We start from the raw sequence: 19,610 nt of genomic DNA, 5'->3' as shown, positions 1-19,610 counted from the left end.
GAGAACGCCGAAAATATGCACAACAAAGTAGGGCTACCGATTCGGCAGTCCTAGAGGGGTGGTAGATACGGATGTTATGCAGTACGAGTCACAATGTAACCTTCAGCTTCAAGCTGCTTAATCATTAAAGATTGTTTGCGCTTATGACTCTCGGATTTATAGCGGTCCAAGTAATCAGGGCCAATCTCCAAATAAGGACGTTTGTGGAGCAACATGTGGTAGATAATGCGTAACAACGTATGACCAAGTGCAACTAGGGCTTTCTTCTTGCCGAGGCGTTTCACCCACGACCAGTACCTTGCAGACAATCGTGTGTTTCGTGTCATGGAAGCAGCCCACGCACATTCGCATAGCACAGCTTTTAACATGCTGTTTCCGGATCGGGCTCGTTGCCGTTTTTTTTACCCGCACTTTCATGGTTTCCCGGACTTACACCGGCCCATGCGGAGAGACTGTGTTCATTCTTAAATTGGCTCATGTCAGTGCCAATCTCAGCAAGAATGATGGAGGCCGCTTGTTCGTTAACGCCGGGGATGGTCACAAGAAGATCCACTGCTTCCTGTTTTGTAGCAAGGCGTTCTCGAATTTCTTGCTCTACATCTTTAATGGACTGTTCGATGAACAAGAGATGGTTCCAAGACATGCGAATGAGATCCCGATGATGCTTGCGAAGTCTGCTGTTTAGGGATTGAAGAAGCTTCGGGGATTTATGCTTGAGTGTTCCTTTCATGTGCTGCTCTAGGAACGACAGAGTGATGACCTCACCGTCAACGACCTTCTGCAGTAGAATGCGTCCGGATGTACCGAAGATATCTGACATATGCGTCGTCAGTTTGACGTTGGCATCTTGGAGAAGCTTATGGATTCGATTCTTCTCTGCGGTGGCATCGTGAACAAGCTTCTTGCGATAACGAGTCAGATCGCGCAATTCCCGGATTGCGATCGGCGGTACGAAACTTCCTTCAATCAATCCGCAACGCAAAAGCTTAGCGATCCATTCGGCGTCCTTCATGTCAGTCTTCCGACCGGGTAGATTCTTAATGTGATGGGCATTCGCAAGTAACAGTTCGAGTTCAAAGGCTTCGAGGACGTTCCACACGGGTTTCCAGAAAACGCCCGTACTTTCCATGGCGACATGCGTGCACTGCATGTCCGTTAGCCACTCGCCAAGAGAAAGCAATTCGTCAGTCATCGTTCCGAACGTACGAATCTCCATCTTGGGAGACTGATCTAGTGTCCCGAATAACACGCAGGCGACAACCGTTTCTTGATGGACATCCAGACCGGCACACCGTTCGAGAATGGCTTCCATCATGAGACTCAACTCCTTTACGGGATTTATGAACCAGCGGGACAACCTGAATCATGAAATTTTTTTATCCGGACTCTCGGTCCAATAGCCTGTGCTTCGAAGGTTGTCCATTCAGTTTTGTTTTCGGGGTAAGATCCACCGCAAAAAGCCTGGAACTTGTGCTGGTAATTTAAGTATGCAAGAAGGAAAGAAAAAAGGCTACGACGAAATTTTCATCATAGCCTGTGACCGGGACGGTCATGAAAGTTTTGTTTGGGCATCAGGTCAACTCTCTTTGTCGGCCCCTTTGCACGATTATCCCGTTTGATCAGACAGTAGGATGACACGATGAGGTTCACTAGTCGAACGATCCGGAAATAACGTGCGAAAAATAGCGGAACATGATGCTCCCTTAGCCAAAGGGATAATCGTGCAAAACAGCTGACAGACAGCACGAGAGAGAGATTCCTCATTCCCCCTATTCGTTGACTTTGCAAAAGTGTGTTCTTACAATATTCAAGAAAGCGCTTTCTATGATGAATGGAAAGAAACTGCGTTCGATATGGGAGTGGTGAAATGAAAGGGAATTGGTACCGACGGATGCTGTTATCGTATTTTCCTATCTTTTTGATCACGGTGGCGGTGTTGTTTTTCATCTTCGTCATTGTGGTAAGCGACATTTCGTACAAGCAGACGGTTAAAGCCGACCGGATTACGACGGACTATGTGGTGGGACGGCTGACCAGTTCGCTCAAAGGCATCGAAATGGACGTGCTGGAGGAATTCGAAAAAAACAAGCGGTACGAGGATTTCCTGAACGTCGGGCTGACCGAACGGGACAGTCAGATCATCCTGGACGTGGCAAGCAGCATGCGCGAGCTGGCTTCCCGGGACAGTCTGATCGAATCCATCTATATCTTACGCATGAAGGACCGAAAAGTACTGACACGCAGCGGACTGATGGATCTGGAGACGTTTGCTGACCGTTCATTCGTGGAAAATGCACTAACGAAGCTGGACGATCGAAGTTGGACGCCGATCCGCAGCTACCGGGAATTTAACTCGGATCAGGAAAAACGGGTGATTTCCGCATACAAGAGAGGGCCTCTGCCTTTTGGAAACGATGGCCTGATCGTGATTAATCTCGATATGTATGCGGTTGAACGTATGATTCGCTCCATGAACAGCAGCGAGGTTTCCTTCCTGGACGTTCGCGATGCGTCCGGCGAACTGTTGTTCACGACCCGTTCAGCCGACATGGCGCAGCAAAACGGGGACAGGGGCCGGGTCGCGAACCGGGTGACCTCAGAGGTGCTGGGATGGCAGTTCGAGAGTGGCCTTGCCGCCGGCCAGCTGTTTACATGGGTATCTTTTATTTCATACATATGGGTTGTGCTCGGCGCTCTGACCGTCGTTGCCGCTCTGTTGTATCTCATTTTTATCAAGAGAAAAAATTATCAGCCAATCCGGGCGATGGTGGGCCGAATCGAAGCATTAAGGCAACGCGAAGACAAACGTGGATTAAAGATGGATGAACTGTCCATGATCGACCGGGCGCTGGAGGAGCTGATTCGGCAAGCGGCTGAGTTCGAGAAGCAGCAGCGCGAAAATTTGCTGATCAGCCGCCGGCAGCTGTTCTATGATCTCATGCAAGGCGAGACGCCGGATATGCTGGGCGATCGTTTGGAGAAGCTGGGCGTTCAGCCGAAGGGGGAGGCGCTCCAACTGGCTTTTGTGGTAGTGGAAATCCGCAACTATCCCGATTTTCGCAGCTCGTTCTCCGAACGGGATCAGCACACCTTGAAATTTGCGCTTACCAATGTCTTGCAGGAGCTGGCGCAAATCGACGGCCTGTACGGCTGGGCGGAATGGATCGCCGAGGAGAGAATGGGCATGATCGTCGGCGTGAGCCAGCACGAGATTTCAGCGGCGGAGGCCATTCGGGGGTTCGCGGACAAAGGGAAGGCCTGGGTCGAACAGCATTTGCGGTTTTCCCTGCTCTTCTGTGCCGGCCATGTGGAGCACGAATGGATGCGGATCGAACGATCCTATAAAGCGGCGCTTGATGTCCTGCAGCATAAGTTGTCGCTGGGACCAGAGGCAATTCTGATGAGCGAGGATTTGCCGGAGGCCGTCGACCGGAAATGGCATGAATACGTGACGATGATTTCTGAGCTGGTCCGGGATTTCCGGCACTTGGACGGCGAGTGGCGCATGCGTCTGGACCAATGGTTTGAGCGGATGGTCAAGGATTGTTTAAAGGACGAAGATATTCGGATGCTGCTGCAGATGATGATGGACATGTTGGGTTATGAGATGGTCCCCCTATCCGCTGAGCTTCGGGATGTTTTCCAAGGTCCGGAGGGGATTCGGCTGCGGAAGGACATGGAGAAAGCGGGTAACCTGGAACAATTAAAATCGCTTTATTCCGAGCACTTGACCGCGTTGTACCGATTGTACGTCGCGTACAGCGAAACCAAGAACCATCGGGCGATGGTCAGCGAGTTAAAGACCTATATCGAGGAAAACTTCGAAAACCCCGATTTATCTCTAAAGCACATCAGCGATCGTTTTCATATCTCGGCGAAATACGCCAGTTATTTATTTAAGGAAGAGTTTAACCTGAAATTTGTTGATTTTATCGTCAACCTACGGATGGAGCGGGCCCAAGAGCTGTTGGCCGAGACTGATGAGACCATCCAGAACATCTCGATTCGGGTAGGTTATGCCAATTCCATCACGTTCGGACGCGTATTCAAACGCATCGTTGGCGTTACGCCGGGCGATTACAGAAAGCTGAAATTAAAACCCGATAAATCCCGTCATTCCGGAATTTAGCGAAACAAGTTTATTGCGGGAATTCGCTTTATTTATCCATAAATTGGGTATCCGGACATCGGTTTATCGGGTTGAATCTTGTTTATTGCCGCTCCTTCCGGCCCATGGCATACTTTGGTCAATCCGGACGGGCGGCAGCAGCCTCAGTGGAAAGCACGCGTTATCCAATGTCTTCCGATCGGATGATAGACCTATTCGAAGAAGGGGATGAAAAAATGATTGGAAACAAACAAAGATCAGGGTTAGCTATCGCTGCGGTAATTTTGATTACTTCCTTGTTGTTTACGGCATGTTCGTCTTCATCAAATTCGCTTTCCAATGATCCGGGCGCTGCACCGCCATCAGGCGAATCCAGCGGCAAAAGGGCCACGCTGAAGGTTGAAGTGTTCGATCGGGGCAACTCGCCGGCCGGATCGACGATTACGGAGAATTATTTAACGAAATACGTGCAAGAGAACTTCGGAGATTCAAACAATATTGACGTAGAATTCGTACCGATCCCCCGCTCCGAAGAAGTCGAGAAGCTGAACGTTCTCATGGCCAGCGGCAGCGATGTGCCGGATATTGTATTCACGTATGATACCAACACCTTTAACCGTTATGCCTCACAAGGCGGCTTAACCGACCTGACCCCACTCCTTGAGCAATATGCCCCTAATTTAACGGCCTTCCTGGGCGAAGATATCCTGCAATACGGCTTGTATGAAGGCACGCAATACGCGGTTCCCGCCAAACGTACGCAGTTGGGTAAATACGCTTCCTTCATCCGTCAGGATTGGCTGGATAAGCTGGGACTTCCCGTACCGCAAACGACGGAGGAATTATACACCGTGCTGAAAGCCTTTAAGGAGCAAGATCCCGGAGAAACGGGAGGCCAAGTCATTCCGATGGCCATGACCGTGGCCAACGCTCAGTACGAACCCCTGCTCTGGTCCTTCATCGAACCGTTAACCGAAGAACAAAGCTACACCTTGACCCAAACGCTGGGCTCCAACGACTATCCGACGCTGCTGCCGGGCTTCAAGAACGCGCTGCAGTTTATGAATAAGCTGTACAACGAAGGGTTGATCAGCAAGGATTTCGCGCTTGACACAGACAAGAAGAAATTAGGCGAAGACGTATCTTCGGGCAAAGTGGGCTTCTTCAGCGAGGACGACGTCAATCCTTTCTATGAGAATGGCTCCTATGCCACGCTCCAGAAAAATGTTCCCGGTGCGATTCTGAAAGCGGTAGACGTCTTTGCGAACTCCGAAGGCAAGCATGCGAAACCGATGTACAATCCGAACGGCATGTACATCATGGTTCCGAAATCGAGTGAACGTGGCGTGGAAGCGATCAAGTACCTGGAATGGATGGCTTCGGACGATCATCTGTTCCATATGCAAAACGGCATCGAAGGCGAGAACTACACCATGGTCGACGGCGTTCCGGTCGTCATGGAGAACCAAACCGAAGAAGCGCTCAACCGCCTCTACAATAGCGGGGATATGGCGATTATTTCCAACGGCAAGCAGCTGGGCAGCGACGAACTGAACATGAAGGCCCGGGCAATGCAGTTCCCGACGCAGTATCAGAAGGATGTTGCGGAGGCCCAAACTATTGCCAATACGGACCTGATCAAGCCGGTCGTGATGAGTAAACCGATTGAAGCCCAAACGAAGTACGGCACGACACTGCAGGAGAAATTCCATGAAATGCTCGTCAAAGTGACGATGTCAAAAACGGATCAATTTGAAAGCGCATACGAATCCATGCTGAAAGACTATATGGCCAGTGGAGGCCAAGCGATCCTTGACGAGCGCACAGCCGTCTACAAAGAAATGCAGTCCAAATAAGGTCAGATTGGGTCATTGCGGGGAAGGAGCTTCCCCTTCTCCCGCAATTTCCAATTGCATAAGGAGGGGACCGCTGTGAGCTGGAAAGTCTATTTCCGCAGATATTGGCAGTTGTACGCGTTGCTTGCGTTACCACTAGCTTATTTTGTTGTTTTCCGATACGGCCCGATGTACGGAATTCAGATTGCGTTTAAGGATTTTAACTTCTTTCAGGGGATTGGAGGCAGCGAATGGATTGGGTTTGAAGCGTTCCGGGAAGTGTTTGGGATGCGGGACTTCTATATCACGCTTCGCAACACGCTGATGCTTAACTTCTTGGATTTGCTGGTCTCTTTTCCGGCCCCGCTCATTCTGGCGATTCTACTCTATGAAATGCGGATTAACTGGTTTAAAAAGCTATCGCAAACGATTCTGTACATCCCGCATTTTATCTCCTGGGTCATTATCGGGGGGATCGCCGCGCAGGTCTTCGGAACGCAGTCCGGCATGATCAACAATGTAATTACCTCTTTGGGGTATGAGGCCATTCCTTTTCTAACCGAGAAGAACACCTGGCTGGTGACCTATTTGCTCATTGGCATGTGGCAAAGCGCAGGTTGGGGAACCATTATCTACTTGGCGGCTCTCACGGGCATCAACAAAGAATTGTTCGAAGCGGCCAGCATTGACGGGGCCGGCCGGATGAAACGAATCTGGCATATTACGCTTCCGGGCTTGAAGTCGACGATCGTGATGCTGCTGATCATTAACCTGGGCCATTTGATTACGATTGGCTTCGATCGCCCTTATGTGATCGGTAACCTTGCGGTGCGTGAGTATTCCGACGTGCTCAGTACGTTTGTCTACCGCATCGGGCTGCAGTCCGGCCAGTACACGCTGGCAACGGTCGTTGGCTTGTTCCAGGCGGTCGTTGGGCTGGTGATGGTGCTGTCGGCCAACCATATTTCCAAGAAGCTTACCGATGAAGGGATTATGTAGGAGGTATGCATTATATGAAAGGAGCGGACGTCCGTGAAAGAACAAACCGCTAATCGCGTGTTCGATGTTGTCAATTTTATTGTGATCGCTGTCGCCACGCTGCTTTGTCTTGCTCCGTTTATCCATATTCTCGCTGTTTCTCTAAGCTCTGCAGGACCTATCCTGTCCGGAAAGGTCAGCTTGCTTCCGGTTGAACTCACATTCGATTCCTACAAGCAGGTTTTCACCGATCCATCGATGATACGCTCCTTGGGCTTTACGGTCTTGCTGACGGCTTTGTTTACGTTGTTCTGCATGCTGATGACGATCGCCGCCGGCTATCCGTTGTCCAAGCGAAAGCTGAGAGGACGCAGATTCTTCATGACTGTCGTGGTGATTACGATGTTCTTCAGCGGGGGGATCATCCCTGAATATATTTTGATCCGCAACCTGAACCTGTTGGATTCGATCTGGGCGTTGGTGCTTCCGGGATTGATCAATCCGTTTTATCTCATCATCCTGATCACCTTTTTCAACAACATTCCGGAAGGCCTGGAGGAATCGGCGGAGATTGACGGCAGCAGCCATGTTCGGACCCTGATCAATATCATCCTGCCGCTGTCGCTTCCGGTGATCGCGACGCTCAGCTTGTTCTACGCGGTAGGTCGTTGGAACGGATTTCAGGACACGTTGATGTACATTAACAGCCCGGAGCTGTACCCGTTGCAATTAAAGCTATATCAGCTTATTCAAAACAACATGATTTCCGATCTCTTGGCGGCGGAAGGGGCCGGTGCGGTCACGAAACTCGTCTCCGAAGGCCTGAAATCGGCGAGCGTCATGTTTGCGACGATCCCGATCCTGCTCGTGTACCCATGGCTCCAGCGTTATTTCGTCAGCGGCGTCATGCTTGGCGCGGTGAAGGGATAACCTTGTGAAATCTAATGCCAGGGCGGAGCGAAAGGGGAGATGACACTTGGAACACTTGGAAATGGAGATCTACGACAAGCTGGTGCTTATGAATGACGAGTTTGCGCAAGCGGCGATGGAGGATCAAGTTCTCGACCCGACCAGCCGCTTCTACGGCGGGGTCATTGAACCGGCGAGCGGGATTGCTTGGCCGAGCCATGGCGGAACGCCGAAGGATATGGCCATTTGGGCATGCGCGCTCGTCAATGGGGATTCCCGGTTTTATCATGAGGACGCCTTGCTGGAACGTTTGGAGCTGGCAGCGCAGTTTATGTTGCGGTCGCAGCATGAAGACGGTTCGATTTCGCCGCCTTGGACGAATCTTCACTCGCCGCCCGACACCGCTTTTGTCGTGAGCGGTCTGGCCCAGGTATATAAGCTGCTTGAGGCCCATGCGGTCGAATATCCTCGGGTTCGCAAAGCGGCGACCGATATTCGCCTTTTTCTGGAGCGGACGATTCCGGTGCTGTTGACAGGCGGATGTCACACGCCGAATCATCGCTGGGTCCTATGCTCGGCGCTTGGGTTCATGCACAAGCTGACGGGACGGCCGGAGTTGAAGGAGCGGGCGGAAGCGTGGCTCGCGGAAGGCATCGACTGCACGGAGGACGGCGAATGGACGGAGCGCAGCAACGGCATTTATAACACGGTCAGCGACATCGTTTTGGTTTATGCCGCCGAGCAATTGGAGCGTCCCGAGCTGCTTGAGCCGGTGCGCCGCAACTTGCGAATGATGGCTTACTTGATCCACCCGGGCGGGGACGTCGTCACGGATTATTCGGGGCGCCAGGATTTCGGCAGCCCGTTTGATCTTAGCGGCTATTTCCTTGCCGCCAAATGGCTGGCGCACCGCGATAAGGACCCGCTGTTCGAGGCCATCGCCGAGTTGGCCGGCCGTTCGCTAAGCCATCCAGGCGGCTTGCCGAACCAGGCGCTCCTGGGATTACTCCGTGATCCCGAGCTCCGCAAGCCCGCGGTTCAACCCGGACGGCTGCCGGATTCCTATCGGGTGGTTATCAACGGCGGTTTCCCGCGGGAGCATTACTTAAGCGGCCTGGAAGCGGCCGGGCATCACGGGCGAATCTGCCATAGCAAGCTGCATCCCGACTTCGGCGCCCCGATCGCCCGGTATCGGCGCGGGGAGACGAGTGCAACCGTGATGACGGCAGCGAATTCGTTCTTTGCCTTGCGGCATGGCCAGGTGCGATTGCTGGCGGTTCAGCTCGCTTCCGCATTCGCGCCGGGTTACGTAAAGCTGCAGCAGTTGGAGGAGCTGGAGCAGGGGCAAGGGTACCGGCTCACCGCAACGGAACGGAAAGGTTATTATGCTCCCGTCGCGAAGGAGTTGTTGCCCGAAACGGCCCAAGGGCCGGTGAGTCCCTGGTATTTGCTGCCCCACCATCTGCGGGCAATCACCCATGAACAGCAGCATCGGGTCGAAATCGAGATCAAGGAAACCGAGGAGGGCTGGAACCTTCGCATTCGATGCGAGCGCGAGGAGCCGATTTTGACGCAGCTTTCGTTCCTCATTGGCCCGGAAAGCGAGTTGTCCGGCGAAGCGTTGGAGCCAGCGGCCAGCGGCTTCTTCTGGAAGCAAGGCAAGGTTCGCCTGACATCAGGCGAACACTGGATTGAGCTGGACGGAGGCGTGAATGAGCATCGGGCCCTAGGAATCAACAATACGGGTCATCCGGCCGATTGCCGGACTCTGATCGTCAATCTGTTGACGCCCTACGACCGAACGTTTGAACTGAAGCTGTCGCGTTAAGCAAATAACTTTCAGGCGTTAAACCGATCGGACGCCTATTTGGAGGCTTCCGAATAGCGGGTACTCAAAGGAGATGAGTTCGGATGAAAGAGACGATACGGCTGTCGATGGCCCAGGCGCTGCTGCACTTCCTGGATAACCAATACATCCTGCTGGACGGCAAGGAAACCAAGTTCGTCGAAGGCATCATCGGCATCTTTGGACATGGGAACGTCACGGGCATCGGGGAAGCGATCGAGCGGGAGAAGACGGGGCTTGTCTTTATCCAGGGCAAAAATGAGCAGGGGATGGTGCACACGGCGACGGCGTACGCCAAGCAAAAAGGCCGCCGGCAAATCTTCGCCTGCACTACCTCGATTGGCCCGGGAGCGCTGAACATGGTCACGGCGGCGGCGACGGCGACGGTCAACCGGATTCCGGTGCTGCTGCTGCCCGGCGATAATTTCGCCTGCCGTCAGCCCGATCCGGTATTGCAGCAGCTTGAGGTGCCGAGCGACTACACGATATCCGCGGCGGACGCGTTTCGCCCGGTCAGCCGTTACTGGGACCGGATCTCCCGTCCGGAGCAGTTGATGAGCGCGGCGCTTCAAGCGATGCGGGTGTTAACCGATCCGGCCGAGACCGGCGCGGTGACGTTAGCCCTGCCTCAGGACGTGCAGACCGAGGTTTTTGATTATCCGGTCGATTTTTTAAGGAAGCGCATACATGTGATCGATCGCCGGCCGCCGGCGAAGGAAGCCATTGCGCGCGCTGCGGAGCTGATCGCCGGAAAGCGGCGGCCGTTGATCATCGCCGGCGGGGGCGTGCATTACAGCGGGGCAACGGCGGAGTTGGTCGCCTTTGCGGAAGCCTTCGACATCCCGGTGGCCGAGACTCAGGCCGGCAAAAGCGCGATCTCGTGGAGGCACCCGCTGGGTATGGGGGGCGTTGGGGTAACGGGAACGGCCGCCGCCAATCGGCTGGCTCGCGAAGCCGACGTCATTATCGGCGTCGGAACCCGGTACACCGACTTCACGACCGCGTCCAAATCCGCCTTCGGCGAGAACACGTCTTTCGTGAATCTCAATGTAAACGGACAGGACGTGGTGAAGCTGGGCGGTGTATCCGTTGCCGCGGATGCCCGGGAAGGGCTTGTGGCGCTGCGGGCGGCGCTGCTTGGGCGAGCTTACCGAAGCGGCTACGACGCCGGCGAGCTCGCGGATCTCAAGGCGGATTGGGACCAAGAGGTGGAGCGCCTTTACGCAATCGATTTGCACGAAGGACTGGCGCAAACCCGGGCGTTAGGCGTCATCAACCGCTTTCTGGATAAGGAGGACATCGTATTGCTCGCTTCCGGCAGTCTTCCAGGCGACATGCATCGCCTCTGGCGAACGGAGCGTTCGGGCACCTATCACGCGGAATACGGGTTCTCCTGTATGGGGTATGAAGTCAGCGGCGCGTTGGGGGCCGCCCTGGCGGAGCCGGACCGTAATGTCTATGCGGTTCTGGGCGATGGCGGTTATCTGATGCTGCATTCGGAGCTTGTGACCAGCCTGCAGGAAAATCGAAAAATCACCCTTCTGCTATTTGACAATCACGGCTTCCAATGCATCCACAGCTTGCAGCGTAACCACGGCAGTGATGGGTTTGGCAATGAATTCCGCAGACGCGATGCCGGGGGCGGTTTGACCGGGGAGTATCTGCCGATCGACTTTGCCGCCCATGCACGCAGCTTGGGGGCTAAGGCCTATACCGCGACAACCGCGGACGAACTGCAGGAAGCGCTGATTCAAGCGAAACGGGAACCGTATACGACGCTGATCGATATCAAGGTTGTGCCGGGCTCTCATACCGCGGGGTACGATTCCTGGTGGAGGGTCGGCGTGCCGGAGATATCGACCAGCCCGAAGGTTGTGGAGGCCCACCAAGCCATGCGCCAGCGGTTGGATCGGGCAAAAGCACTATCGTAAATGGCAAGCGGATCTGGAGGTGGAAAAGAGATGCTGGACGGACTAAAGCTGAAGCTGGGCATTCACCCGATTAACTGGGTTGGCGAGGATGTGCGGGAACATGGGGAGACAACGTCCTATGAACAAATCCTTGGCGAGATTCAAAAGCTGGGCTTGACGGGAACGGAAATGGGCCGCAAATTTCCGAAGGATCGGAACATTTTGAAGGAGACGTTGGCAAGCCGAGGGATCCAGCTCGTCTCCCAATGGAAGTCGGTACTGTTCTCCGACCCGGCTTATCATGAGAGCGAGCTGAAAGCGTACCGGGAACACGCCGCCTTTTTGCATGACATGGGCAGTCCGGTCATCAGCACGGCGGAGGTTGGCGGATCGCTGCATTTCGATCCGCGCCGCACGCCGCACGAGAAGGAAGTGCAAAGGCTCGACGCCGCCGGCTGGGCGGCATTGGCCGAGGGGTTAAACGCCGCCGGCCGAATTGCCGCGGATTACGGCATGAAGCTGACTTATCACCATCATGGCGGAACGGTGGTGGAACGGCCGGAAGAAATCGATCGTTTAATGGAGCTGACCGATCCATCACTGGTGTATCTGCTGTACGACACGGGTCACGCCTATTACGGTGGTGCCGATCCGCTGGAGCTGCTGCGGAAGCACGCGAACCGGATCGCCTACATCCATCTCAAGGATGTCCGCTTCCCCGTGTTGGAGGAGGCACGCCGTGAAGGTGCGGATTTCGTCACCTGCATTCGCAAAGGGGTATTTACGGTTTCCGGCGACGGCGGGATCGACTTCGGCCCGATCTTGGCGGAGCTGGCGGCCCGCGGTTACGACGGCTGGGCCATGCTGGAAGGCGAGCAGGATCCGGCACTCCATCCGGCTTACGAATATGCACGGCGTTCCCTGGACTATTTAGCTTCGCGACCACCAAACGGCAAATTCGGAGAGGAGTAGATCGCAAGATGAGCACGCTGGTTTTCGATTCAAGCAAGCCGGTCGATTTCGTTGCGATCGGGCGACTGTGCATCGATTTGAACGCAAACGAAATCAACCGGCCGATGGAGGATACGCTAACCTTCGCGAAGTATGTCGGCGGCTCGCCGGCCAATATCTGCATCGGCATGTCGCGGCTCGGCAGGAAGGCCGGCTTTATCGGCAAGGTGTCGGACGATCAAGGGGCGGTTTATCGTCCGCTATCTGGAGCAAAACGGCATCGACACCCGTAATGTCGTAACGGACCGTACCGGTGCCGTGACGGGGCTGGCTTTTACGGAAATCAAAAGCCCGTTGGACTGCAGCATTCTCATGTACCGCGACAACGTCGCCGACCTGCTGTTAACGCCCGGCGAGGTGCAGGAGGAGCGGATCGCCGAGGCGAAGCTGCTGCTGATCTCCGGTACGGCGCTGGCCAAGAGCCCGTCTCGCGAGGCGGTATTTCAGGCGCTGCGTTATGCGCGCAAGCATGGGGCCGTCATCGCTTTTGACCTGGACTACCGGCCATATACGTGGAGTAGCGACGAGGAGACGGCCGTCTATTACAATCTGGCGGCGGAATACTGCAATATCCTGATCGGAACGCGCGAGGAGTTTGATAGGATGGAGCGTTTCGATTCCAATCCGGAGCGCAGCGACCGCGTGACCGCATCCGGTTGGTTTGATCATCGCGCCGAGCTGGTTGTGATTAAGCACGGGAAAGACGGTTCGATCGCCTACGCGAAGGACGGCTCAAGCCATCGGGCGCGCAGCTTTCAGGCCCGGGTTATCAAGACGTTTGGGGCGGGCGACTCGTATGCTGCCGGAATGCTGTACGGTTTGATGCAGGGCTGGACGATCGAGCGTAGCATGACTTACGGCAGCGCGGCCGCAGCGATCGTCGTTTCCAGCCACAGCTGCTCCGATGCGATGCCGACGACCCGCCAGGTTGACGACTTTATCGCCGCCGCAAACGACGGTGCTAATGACGGTGCTCATTAAGGAGGGGAGTCAAACACGATGACAATAGAAGTGACATACATGAAGAACCTGATCGGCGGGGAATGGATAGCTTCCGCCTCCGCGCAGACGCTGCCGGTCGTGAATCCGGCGACGGAGGAGATATTAGGCCATGTGCCCTTATCGACAAAGCGGGAGCTTGACGCCGCCGTAGAGTTGGCGAAGAAAGCGTTTGGACCCTGGAGCCGTACGGCGGTGCCGCGGCGAGCCCGCATCCTGTTCAAATACCAGCAACTGCTGGTGGACCATTGGGAGGAGCTCGCCCGCATCGTCACGATCGAGAACGGTAAAAGCTTCGAGGAGGCTTACGGAGAAGTCCAGCGCGGGATCGAATGCGTGGAATTCGCGGCCGGTGCCCCTACCTTGATGATGGGAAAGCAGCTTCCCGACATTGCGACGAACCTGGAATCGGGCATGTACCGCTACCCCGTTGGAGTGGTCGGGGGCATCACTCCTTTTAACTTCCCGATGATGGTACCTTGTTGGATGTTTCCACTGGCGATTGCTTGCGGGAATGCGTTCATCTTAAAGCCATCGGAGCGGACGCCCTTGCTGGCAAATCGATTGGCGGAGCTATTCCTGGAAGCAGGGTTGCCCAAGGGCGTATTGTCCGTCGTTCACGGCGCCCACGACATCGTCAACGGCCTGCTGGAGCATCCCGATGTAAAGGCGATCTCCTTTGTCGGCTCGCAGCCGGTCGCCGAGTACGTTTATAAGACCGGAACTGCCCACGGTAAACGGGTACAGGCGCTTGCCGGGGCCAAAAACCACTCGATCGTTATGCCGGATGCCGACCTCGATGCGGCAGTGAAGCAGATCATTGGCGCGGCTTTTGGCTCGGCCGGTGAACGGTGCATGGCCTGCGCGGTTGCGGTAGCCGTCGGCGAGGCTGCCGATCCATTGCTGGCGAAGCTCAAGGAAGCGGCCGATGCGATTGAGATCGGGAACGGCCTCGACGAAGGCGTGTTCCTGGGCCCCGTCATTCGCGACACGCATAAGGCGCGCACGCTGCAATATATCGAGCTTGGCGAGCAGGAAGGGGCCTTGCTGGTTCGCGACGGGCGCAAGGACGCAGCCACGGACGGCAAAGGCTATTTTGTGGGGCCAACGATTTTTGACCACGTCTCCACGGAGATGAAGCTGTGGCAGGACGAGATTTTTGCCCCGGTGCTGTCGGTGGTTCGGGTTAATACGCTCGAAGAGGCGATTGCCTTGGCCAACCGCTCCGAGTTTGCCAACGGTGCTTGCTTGTTTACGACGAACGGCAGCCATGTCCGGACTTTCCGCGATCAAATTGATGCGGGCATGCTGGGTATTAATTTGGGCGTGCCGGCTCCGATGGCGTTCTTTCCGTTCTCGGGCTGGAAGCATTCGTTTTACGGCGATCTGCACGCGAATGGCATGGATGGGGTGGAATTTTATACGCGCAAGAAGATGGTGACGGCGCGTTGGTAGGCCTGCCGAAACTTAGGTGACAAGGGGACGAGGACGATGGCAATAGAGATGGGGAAGGGAAAAATCAAGGTCGGTATTATCGGTGCCGGACGAATCGGGAAAATCCATGCCGAACATTTGCAGCGATTAGGCCAAGCGGAGGTAGCGGCCCTAAGCGACCCGTTTGCCGATGAGGCGCTGCGGCAATGGGCGGCGGAGCGCGGTATTCGGACCGTAACGAAGGAGCCGGACGATTGGATGCATGATCCAGCGATTCAGGCCGTGTTCATCTGTTCGCCGACGGATACGCATGTCGCGCTGATCAAGCAAGCGGCTGCGGCCGGCAAGCATATCTTCTGCGAGAAGCCGGTGAGCATGGACATCGGGGAGACGAGAGAGGCGCTGGCCGCGGTTCAAACCGCCGGCGTTCAGCTGCAGGTCGGGTTCAACCGACGGTTCGATCATAACTTTAGGCGGATCCGGGAGATCGTGGCCCGCGGGCAAATCGGGCGGCCGCATATCGTCAAAATCACGTCCCGCGATCCGAACCCGCCAAGCGAAACCTACCTTCGTTCTTCCGGCGGCATCTTCATGGACATGATGATCCATGATTTCGACATGGCCCGGTATGTAACGGGAGATGAAGCGGTGGAAATCAGCGCGGCCGGCAGCGTACTGATCGATCCCGTATTCGAGCGCTGCGGGGACGTGGATACCGCCGTAGTGACGATTCGTTTCGCCAGCGGCGCGATCGGCATGATCGATAACAGCCGGCAGGCGGTGTACGGTTACGATCAACGCGTCGAGGTGTTCGGATCGGGCGGCAGCGCCTCGGTAACCAACGATTATCCGAATTCGGCCGAGGTTCATACGGCCGAGGGAGTTCGCCGCGATAATCCGCTGCATTTTTTCCTGGAGCGTTATAACGAAGCCTATGGAGACGAAGTCCGGCAGTTTATCGCCTGCATAGCCGAGGGACAAACGGTCCCGGTATCGGGCGAGGACGGGCTGCAAGCACAATTGATGGCTCGCGCTGCGGCCAGCTCGCTCCGCCTGGGCCGACCGGTCAAGCTGACCGAAGCTGCCGAAATATCCGAGAAGGAGTGATTCGTCATGCCATCCCAATTGCTTGTTCCGGAGGCACTGCATCCGGACGCTGAAGGTGTTGTTCTACGGGTAACTCCGGAGTCGGTAGGGTGGAATTATGTCGGATATGAGACGGTCAAGTTAAGGAAAGGACAGTCGCTCGCCCGCGAAACCGGCGCCTTGGAGGTTTGCCTGGTGCTGTTGAGCGGGATTGGCTTGGCCAGAACGACGAAGAAGGAATGGGCCGGCATCGGCAAGCGAATGAGCGCCTTCGAGCGGATTCCTCCCTTCGCGGTTTATGTCTCCTGCCAGGACTGCTATGAGGTGATTGCGGAGACCGATCTGGAGCTGGCGGTTTGCGCAGCGCCGGGAGGTGCCGGATTCGAAGCCAGGCTTATCGAGCCTACCCGGGTGGGGGTTGAACATCGGGGCAGCGGCAGCATGGCGCGCCGGGTTCATCATATTTTACCGGAGACCGAACCGGCCGCCAGCCTGCTTGTGGTCGAGGTGTTTACGCCGGAAGGCCACTGGTCCAGCTACCCGCCGCATAAGCATGACCGGGACGCTTTGCCGGAGGAGGCGTTGCTGGAGGAGACGTATTACTTCCGCATCCAGCCGGAGCAAGGATTTGCCGTGCAGCGGGTGTATACGGACGACGGGTCCTTGGATGAAACGCTGTGCGTACGCAACGGCCAGGTGGTGCTGGTGCCCAAAGGGTATCATCCGGTCGCCGCGCCGGCCGGTTACGACGTTTATTACTTGAATGTGATGGCGGGTCCAAAGCGCACCTGGAAAGTATACAACGATCCGAACCACGCGTGGCTGCTGAAGTGAGGGCGGGCAGCATGCTGGAGCAAATGACGCCGGAGCAAGTGTTTTTGGTCAAGCAAGCGATGGAGGAGATGGACCGTCATTACGACGAGGAGAAACGCATGCTGCGCAATGCGGAGGGGGACCGAAGTGAATGGCATTCGACCCGCGGCAGTACCCACTATGCCGTAGGTCTGTTAATCCGGAACGGCGAAGGCGATTTGGATCGGGCCTGCGCCGTTTTGGACCAGGTGTTGGAGTTGCAATTCGATGCCCCGGATGAAATTTACCACGGTACGTTCAAAACCTCGCCGCAAGCTGCGGAGCCTCCGAGTGGCGGCTATCCGTGGAAACGCTTCGGTCCAGGATTCGCGTACTACCTCTCAAGTACGTTGGATAGGATCTCAGGTCATCTTGCGGAGGAGCTTGGTGCAGGGAACGAGGGAAGGAAGAGTGTAGAGGAGGCCTTGGGGAGGGCGGCCAACCGGGTTATTCCCCCCGTCTGGAAGAGCTATGATCCGAACTGGCGGGAGTTTATCGCCTGCGCATTTGCGGTGATTTTGGAGCATTTCGAGCTACGGCTTCCCCGGGACCTGATCCGGCGCATGGACGAAGCGATGGACAAGGCCGTCACCGGCTCCATCGACCGCAGGCTGTCGGATGCGATTCCGATGAATACGAACATTGAGTTAATGCATCTGTTTGTCGTCCATTATTACGGATATCGCTATGGCAACGAAGCGTGGATTCGCCATGCCGATCTTGAGGCTGAACGTTTCCTCGAAGAATTTGCCGAATTCGGCACCCTCGCGGAGTTCAACTCCACCACCTACTACGGAGTCGACCTCACCGTGCTGGGCTTAATCCGGAAATATGCCCGAACGGACCGTTTCAAAGCGATAGGGCAAAAGGTCGAGCATGGACTCTGGCACACGATTGCGTTATTCTACCACCCGGGGCTGGAAAATATGGCCGGCCCGTATGCCCGGGCCTACGAAATGGAGATGACCGCCCACAGCTCGATGGGAGTGTTCTTCTACTTGGCGTTTGGCGAACGGCTGAAGCATCTGGCTGGGGTCAATTGCGAGACCGGGCATGACCCGATGATTGCGCTGGTCGGTGTGGACGTGCCCGATCCGGTGAAAGCGAAGCTGCTTGGCGAGCCGGTGGAGCGGCTGGTGACCCGGCGATACCGCGAACTCTGCGAACGGGATAAACCCGGCGAGAACCGCAACGTGTGCACGGCAACCGCTTGGTTGGGCCGTACCCTCATGATCGGCGCGTGTTCGGGAAGCCGCAATACGAACGGCCAGTTTCATCCGGCCACGATACATTGGCGCAGCGGCGATGGAGGACGTTATTCATTGCGGTTGATCCGTCGGGAGCCGGAAGGCGGCTGGAAGAGCCATCTACGCGGATATTACGTCGACGCGGCAGCCGCGCCGGGCAAGCTGACCGCAGCGGTGACATTGGAGACCGGTAAAGCGCTGGACATTTATTTCGAGGTGTGCGGACCCGGGGTTACCGCTGTGGGCGTGACACCCTCGGCATGGACGTTCCCCGGGTTGTCGCTTCGCGTGGAGGCAAAAGCGCCGGAGCCGATCGTCCGGGAACGAGACGGCGGCGTGGAAATCATTTATCCCTATCGCCCGGCATCGCCCGAGGCGGCTTCGTTTATGGAATTCAAGCTGGAGGTATCGCCGGAAGCTTGATCGGCAGTGTGCAATAAAATAAGAAGCCTCGCAGCGCTGCGAGGCTTTATTTCGTTTCCCGGAAAGCGCTGGGCGACTGGCCGGTTACTTTTTTGAACAACATGGAGAAGTATTTGTCGTTCCCGTAACCAACCCGGGCGGCGACTTCATGTATCGGCGCGTTGGTTTCGCGGAGCAGGCGCTTGGCCTCTTCAATCCGGCGGGTAATAAGATAGTTGACGGGCGAATCGCCCAGTTCCTTTTTGAACAGATGGGATAAATAATGCTGACTGACATAGAGAGTATCGGCAATTTCCTTGAGCGTGATGCTCCGGGTGTAGTTCTTGTCGATGAATTGCTTGGTACGGACGGTGATTTCGTTCTTGTCCTTCAACGGATCAAAAGGATGCTTGACGTCGACAATCCGGTAGAGGAGCGTGATGAGCGACATGAGCAGGTTGTTGCTGAGCGTCTCGTAGCCGAGCACCTGGGAGTCGCATTCCTGCAGCATTTCCGACAGGTAGCTCTCCACTTTGTAGGCGTATTTCTCGCACGGGATCACCGGGTCGACGGAGGCGGGCAGCAATTGTCCCTGCGGCACGCCATCAATGTGCACGTTGCCAACACCGCAATAAATCAATTTGAACGGGTCCGGACTCACCGAGCGTTCCTCGTGGGGGACGCCGGCGTTGTAGACGGCAACGTCGCCGGGATGAACTTCGTAGGTCGTGCCGCCGATTCGGAATTCTCCGCGGCCTTCGACGATATAGATGATCTCGCAATAGTCGTGGATTTGCGGCGGCGCGTAGAAGCGGCGTTCGTCCACAACTTGGCCGGCGTACAGCAACTCGGGTATTTTTTTGAAACGGAAGCGGTCGCTTTTCCGATGAGGAATTTCGATTTTGGGCACGATGGGCTCCTCCCGAACATTTGGATAGTTCCATTATAGCGGAAGCGAGGACGGTTGGGAGGAATTTCTAGGAGGATGCGCGT

General features: G+C 55.7%; 14 protein-coding genes and 1 pseudogene. 12 read left to right on the top strand and 3 right to left on the bottom strand.

The features are described 5' to 3' along the window. Positions 1-74 precede the first annotated feature (74 nt). On the bottom strand, positions 75-368 hold the full coding sequence (locus ACZF99_RS17810; RefSeq protein ID WP_483606408.1) for a hypothetical protein: 294 nt from the start codon (positions 366-368) through the stop codon (positions 75-77). After that, complete coding sequence (locus tag ACZF99_RS17805) at positions 362-1,315, bottom strand: IS110 family RNA-guided transposase (RefSeq protein ID WP_483606406.1); 954 nt, start codon at positions 1,313-1,315, stop codon at positions 362-364. Before ACZF99_RS17805 ends, ACZF99_RS17810 begins: the two co-directional genes overlap by 7 nt. 552 nt (positions 1,316-1,867) lie before the next feature. Here ACZF99_RS17805 and ACZF99_RS17800 point away from each other — a divergent pair. From ACZF99_RS17800 to ACZF99_RS17745, 12 genes and pseudogenes are all read left to right on the top strand, one after another. Continuing rightward, a complete protein-coding gene (locus ACZF99_RS17800; protein ID WP_483606405.1) occupies positions 1,868-4,129 on the top strand; it encodes a helix-turn-helix transcriptional regulator in 2,262 nt (753 codons plus the stop codon). Between the two features lie 215 nt (positions 4,130-4,344). Next, positions 4,345-5,964 (top strand): extracellular solute-binding protein, encoded by a 1,620-nt coding sequence (locus tag ACZF99_RS17795; protein WP_483606404.1) that lies wholly within the window; start codon positions 4,345-4,347, stop codon positions 5,962-5,964. A 75-nt stretch (positions 5,965-6,039) separates the two neighbouring features. Next, on the top strand, positions 6,040-6,942 hold the full coding sequence (locus tag ACZF99_RS17790; protein ID WP_483606403.1) for an ABC transporter permease: 903 nt from the start codon (positions 6,040-6,042) through the stop codon (positions 6,940-6,942). 33 nt (positions 6,943-6,975) lie between these two features. Beyond that, positions 6,976-7,851, top strand: a complete 876-nt coding sequence (locus tag ACZF99_RS17785) for a carbohydrate ABC transporter permease (protein ID WP_483606402.1) — start codon at positions 6,976-6,978, stop codon at positions 7,849-7,851. A 46-nt stretch (positions 7,852-7,897) separates the two neighbouring features. After that, complete coding sequence (locus ACZF99_RS17780; protein ID WP_483606401.1) at positions 7,898-9,658, top strand: hypothetical protein; 1,761 nt, start codon at positions 7,898-7,900, stop codon at positions 9,656-9,658. An 83-nt stretch (positions 9,659-9,741) separates the two neighbouring features. Next, entirely contained in the window at positions 9,742-11,607 is a 1,866-nt protein-coding gene (gene iolD, locus ACZF99_RS17775; RefSeq protein ID WP_483606400.1) for a 3D-(3,5/4)-trihydroxycyclohexane-1,2-dione acylhydrolase (decyclizing), read from the top strand. A 30-nt stretch (positions 11,608-11,637) separates the two neighbouring features. Next, positions 11,638-12,558 (top strand): myo-inosose-2 dehydratase, encoded by a 921-nt coding sequence (iolE, locus tag ACZF99_RS17770; protein WP_483606399.1) that lies wholly within the window; start codon positions 11,638-11,640, stop codon positions 12,556-12,558. A gap of 8 nt (positions 12,559-12,566) precedes the next feature. Then, positions 12,567-13,578: pseudogene (gene iolC / locus ACZF99_RS17765) on the top strand (5-dehydro-2-deoxygluconokinase). 18 nt (positions 13,579-13,596) lie between these two features. After that, positions 13,597-15,051 (top strand): CoA-acylating methylmalonate-semialdehyde dehydrogenase, encoded by a 1,455-nt coding sequence (locus ACZF99_RS17760; RefSeq protein ID WP_483606398.1) that lies wholly within the window; start codon positions 13,597-13,599, stop codon positions 15,049-15,051. A gap of 36 nt (positions 15,052-15,087) precedes the next feature. Then, complete coding sequence (gene iolG / locus ACZF99_RS17755; protein ID WP_483606397.1) at positions 15,088-16,137, top strand: inositol 2-dehydrogenase; 1,050 nt, start codon at positions 15,088-15,090, stop codon at positions 16,135-16,137. A 6-nt stretch (positions 16,138-16,143) separates the two neighbouring features. Beyond that, positions 16,144-16,950, top strand: coding sequence for a 5-deoxy-glucuronate isomerase (gene iolB, locus ACZF99_RS17750; RefSeq protein WP_483606396.1), 807 nt, complete (start codon positions 16,144-16,146; stop codon positions 16,948-16,950). Then, positions 16,935-18,638, top strand: coding sequence for a hypothetical protein (locus ACZF99_RS17745; protein ID WP_483606395.1), 1,704 nt, complete (start codon positions 16,935-16,937; stop codon positions 18,636-18,638). The genes iolB and ACZF99_RS17745 overlap by 16 nt, the downstream gene beginning before the upstream one ends. 46 nt (positions 18,639-18,684) lie before the next feature. On the opposite strand, the gene ACZF99_RS17740 is transcribed toward ACZF99_RS17745, so the two are convergent. Continuing rightward, entirely contained in the window at positions 18,685-19,527 is an 843-nt protein-coding gene (locus tag ACZF99_RS17740) for an AraC family transcriptional regulator (RefSeq protein WP_483606394.1), read from the bottom strand. Between the last annotated feature and the right edge of the window lie 83 nt (positions 19,528-19,610).

This window comes from Paenibacillus sp. JL3B1040 (assembly GCF_057063165.1).
Note: the sequence above shows the minus strand (reverse complement) of the source record. Positions and strands in the feature narration are given on the sequence as shown.

Excerpts from the sequence above, each read along its gene's own strand:
- ACZF99_RS17810 (WP_483606408.1), bottom strand. The coding sequence starts at position 368 with ATGTTAAAAGCTGTGCTATGCGAATGTGCGTGGGCTGCTTCCATGACA.
- ACZF99_RS17805 (WP_483606406.1), bottom strand. The coding sequence starts at position 1,315 with ATGATGGAAGCCATTCTCGAACGGTGTGCCGGTCTGGATGTCCATCAA.
- ACZF99_RS17800 (WP_483606405.1), top strand. The coding sequence starts at position 1,868 with ATGAAAGGGAATTGGTACCGACGGATGCTGTTATCGTATTTTCCTATC.
- ACZF99_RS17795 (WP_483606404.1), top strand. The coding sequence starts at position 4,345 with ATGATTGGAAACAAACAAAGATCAGGGTTAGCTATCGCTGCGGTAATT.
- iolD (WP_483606400.1), top strand. The coding sequence starts at position 9,742 with ATGAAAGAGACGATACGGCTGTCGATGGCCCAGGCGCTGCTGCACTTC.
- iolE (WP_483606399.1), top strand. The coding sequence starts at position 11,638 with ATGCTGGACGGACTAAAGCTGAAGCTGGGCATTCACCCGATTAACTGG.
- ACZF99_RS17760 (WP_483606398.1), top strand. The coding sequence starts at position 13,597 with ATGACAATAGAAGTGACATACATGAAGAACCTGATCGGCGGGGAATGG.
- iolG (WP_483606397.1), top strand. The coding sequence starts at position 15,088 with ATGGCAATAGAGATGGGGAAGGGAAAAATCAAGGTCGGTATTATCGGT.
- iolB (WP_483606396.1), top strand. The coding sequence starts at position 16,144 with ATGCCATCCCAATTGCTTGTTCCGGAGGCACTGCATCCGGACGCTGAA.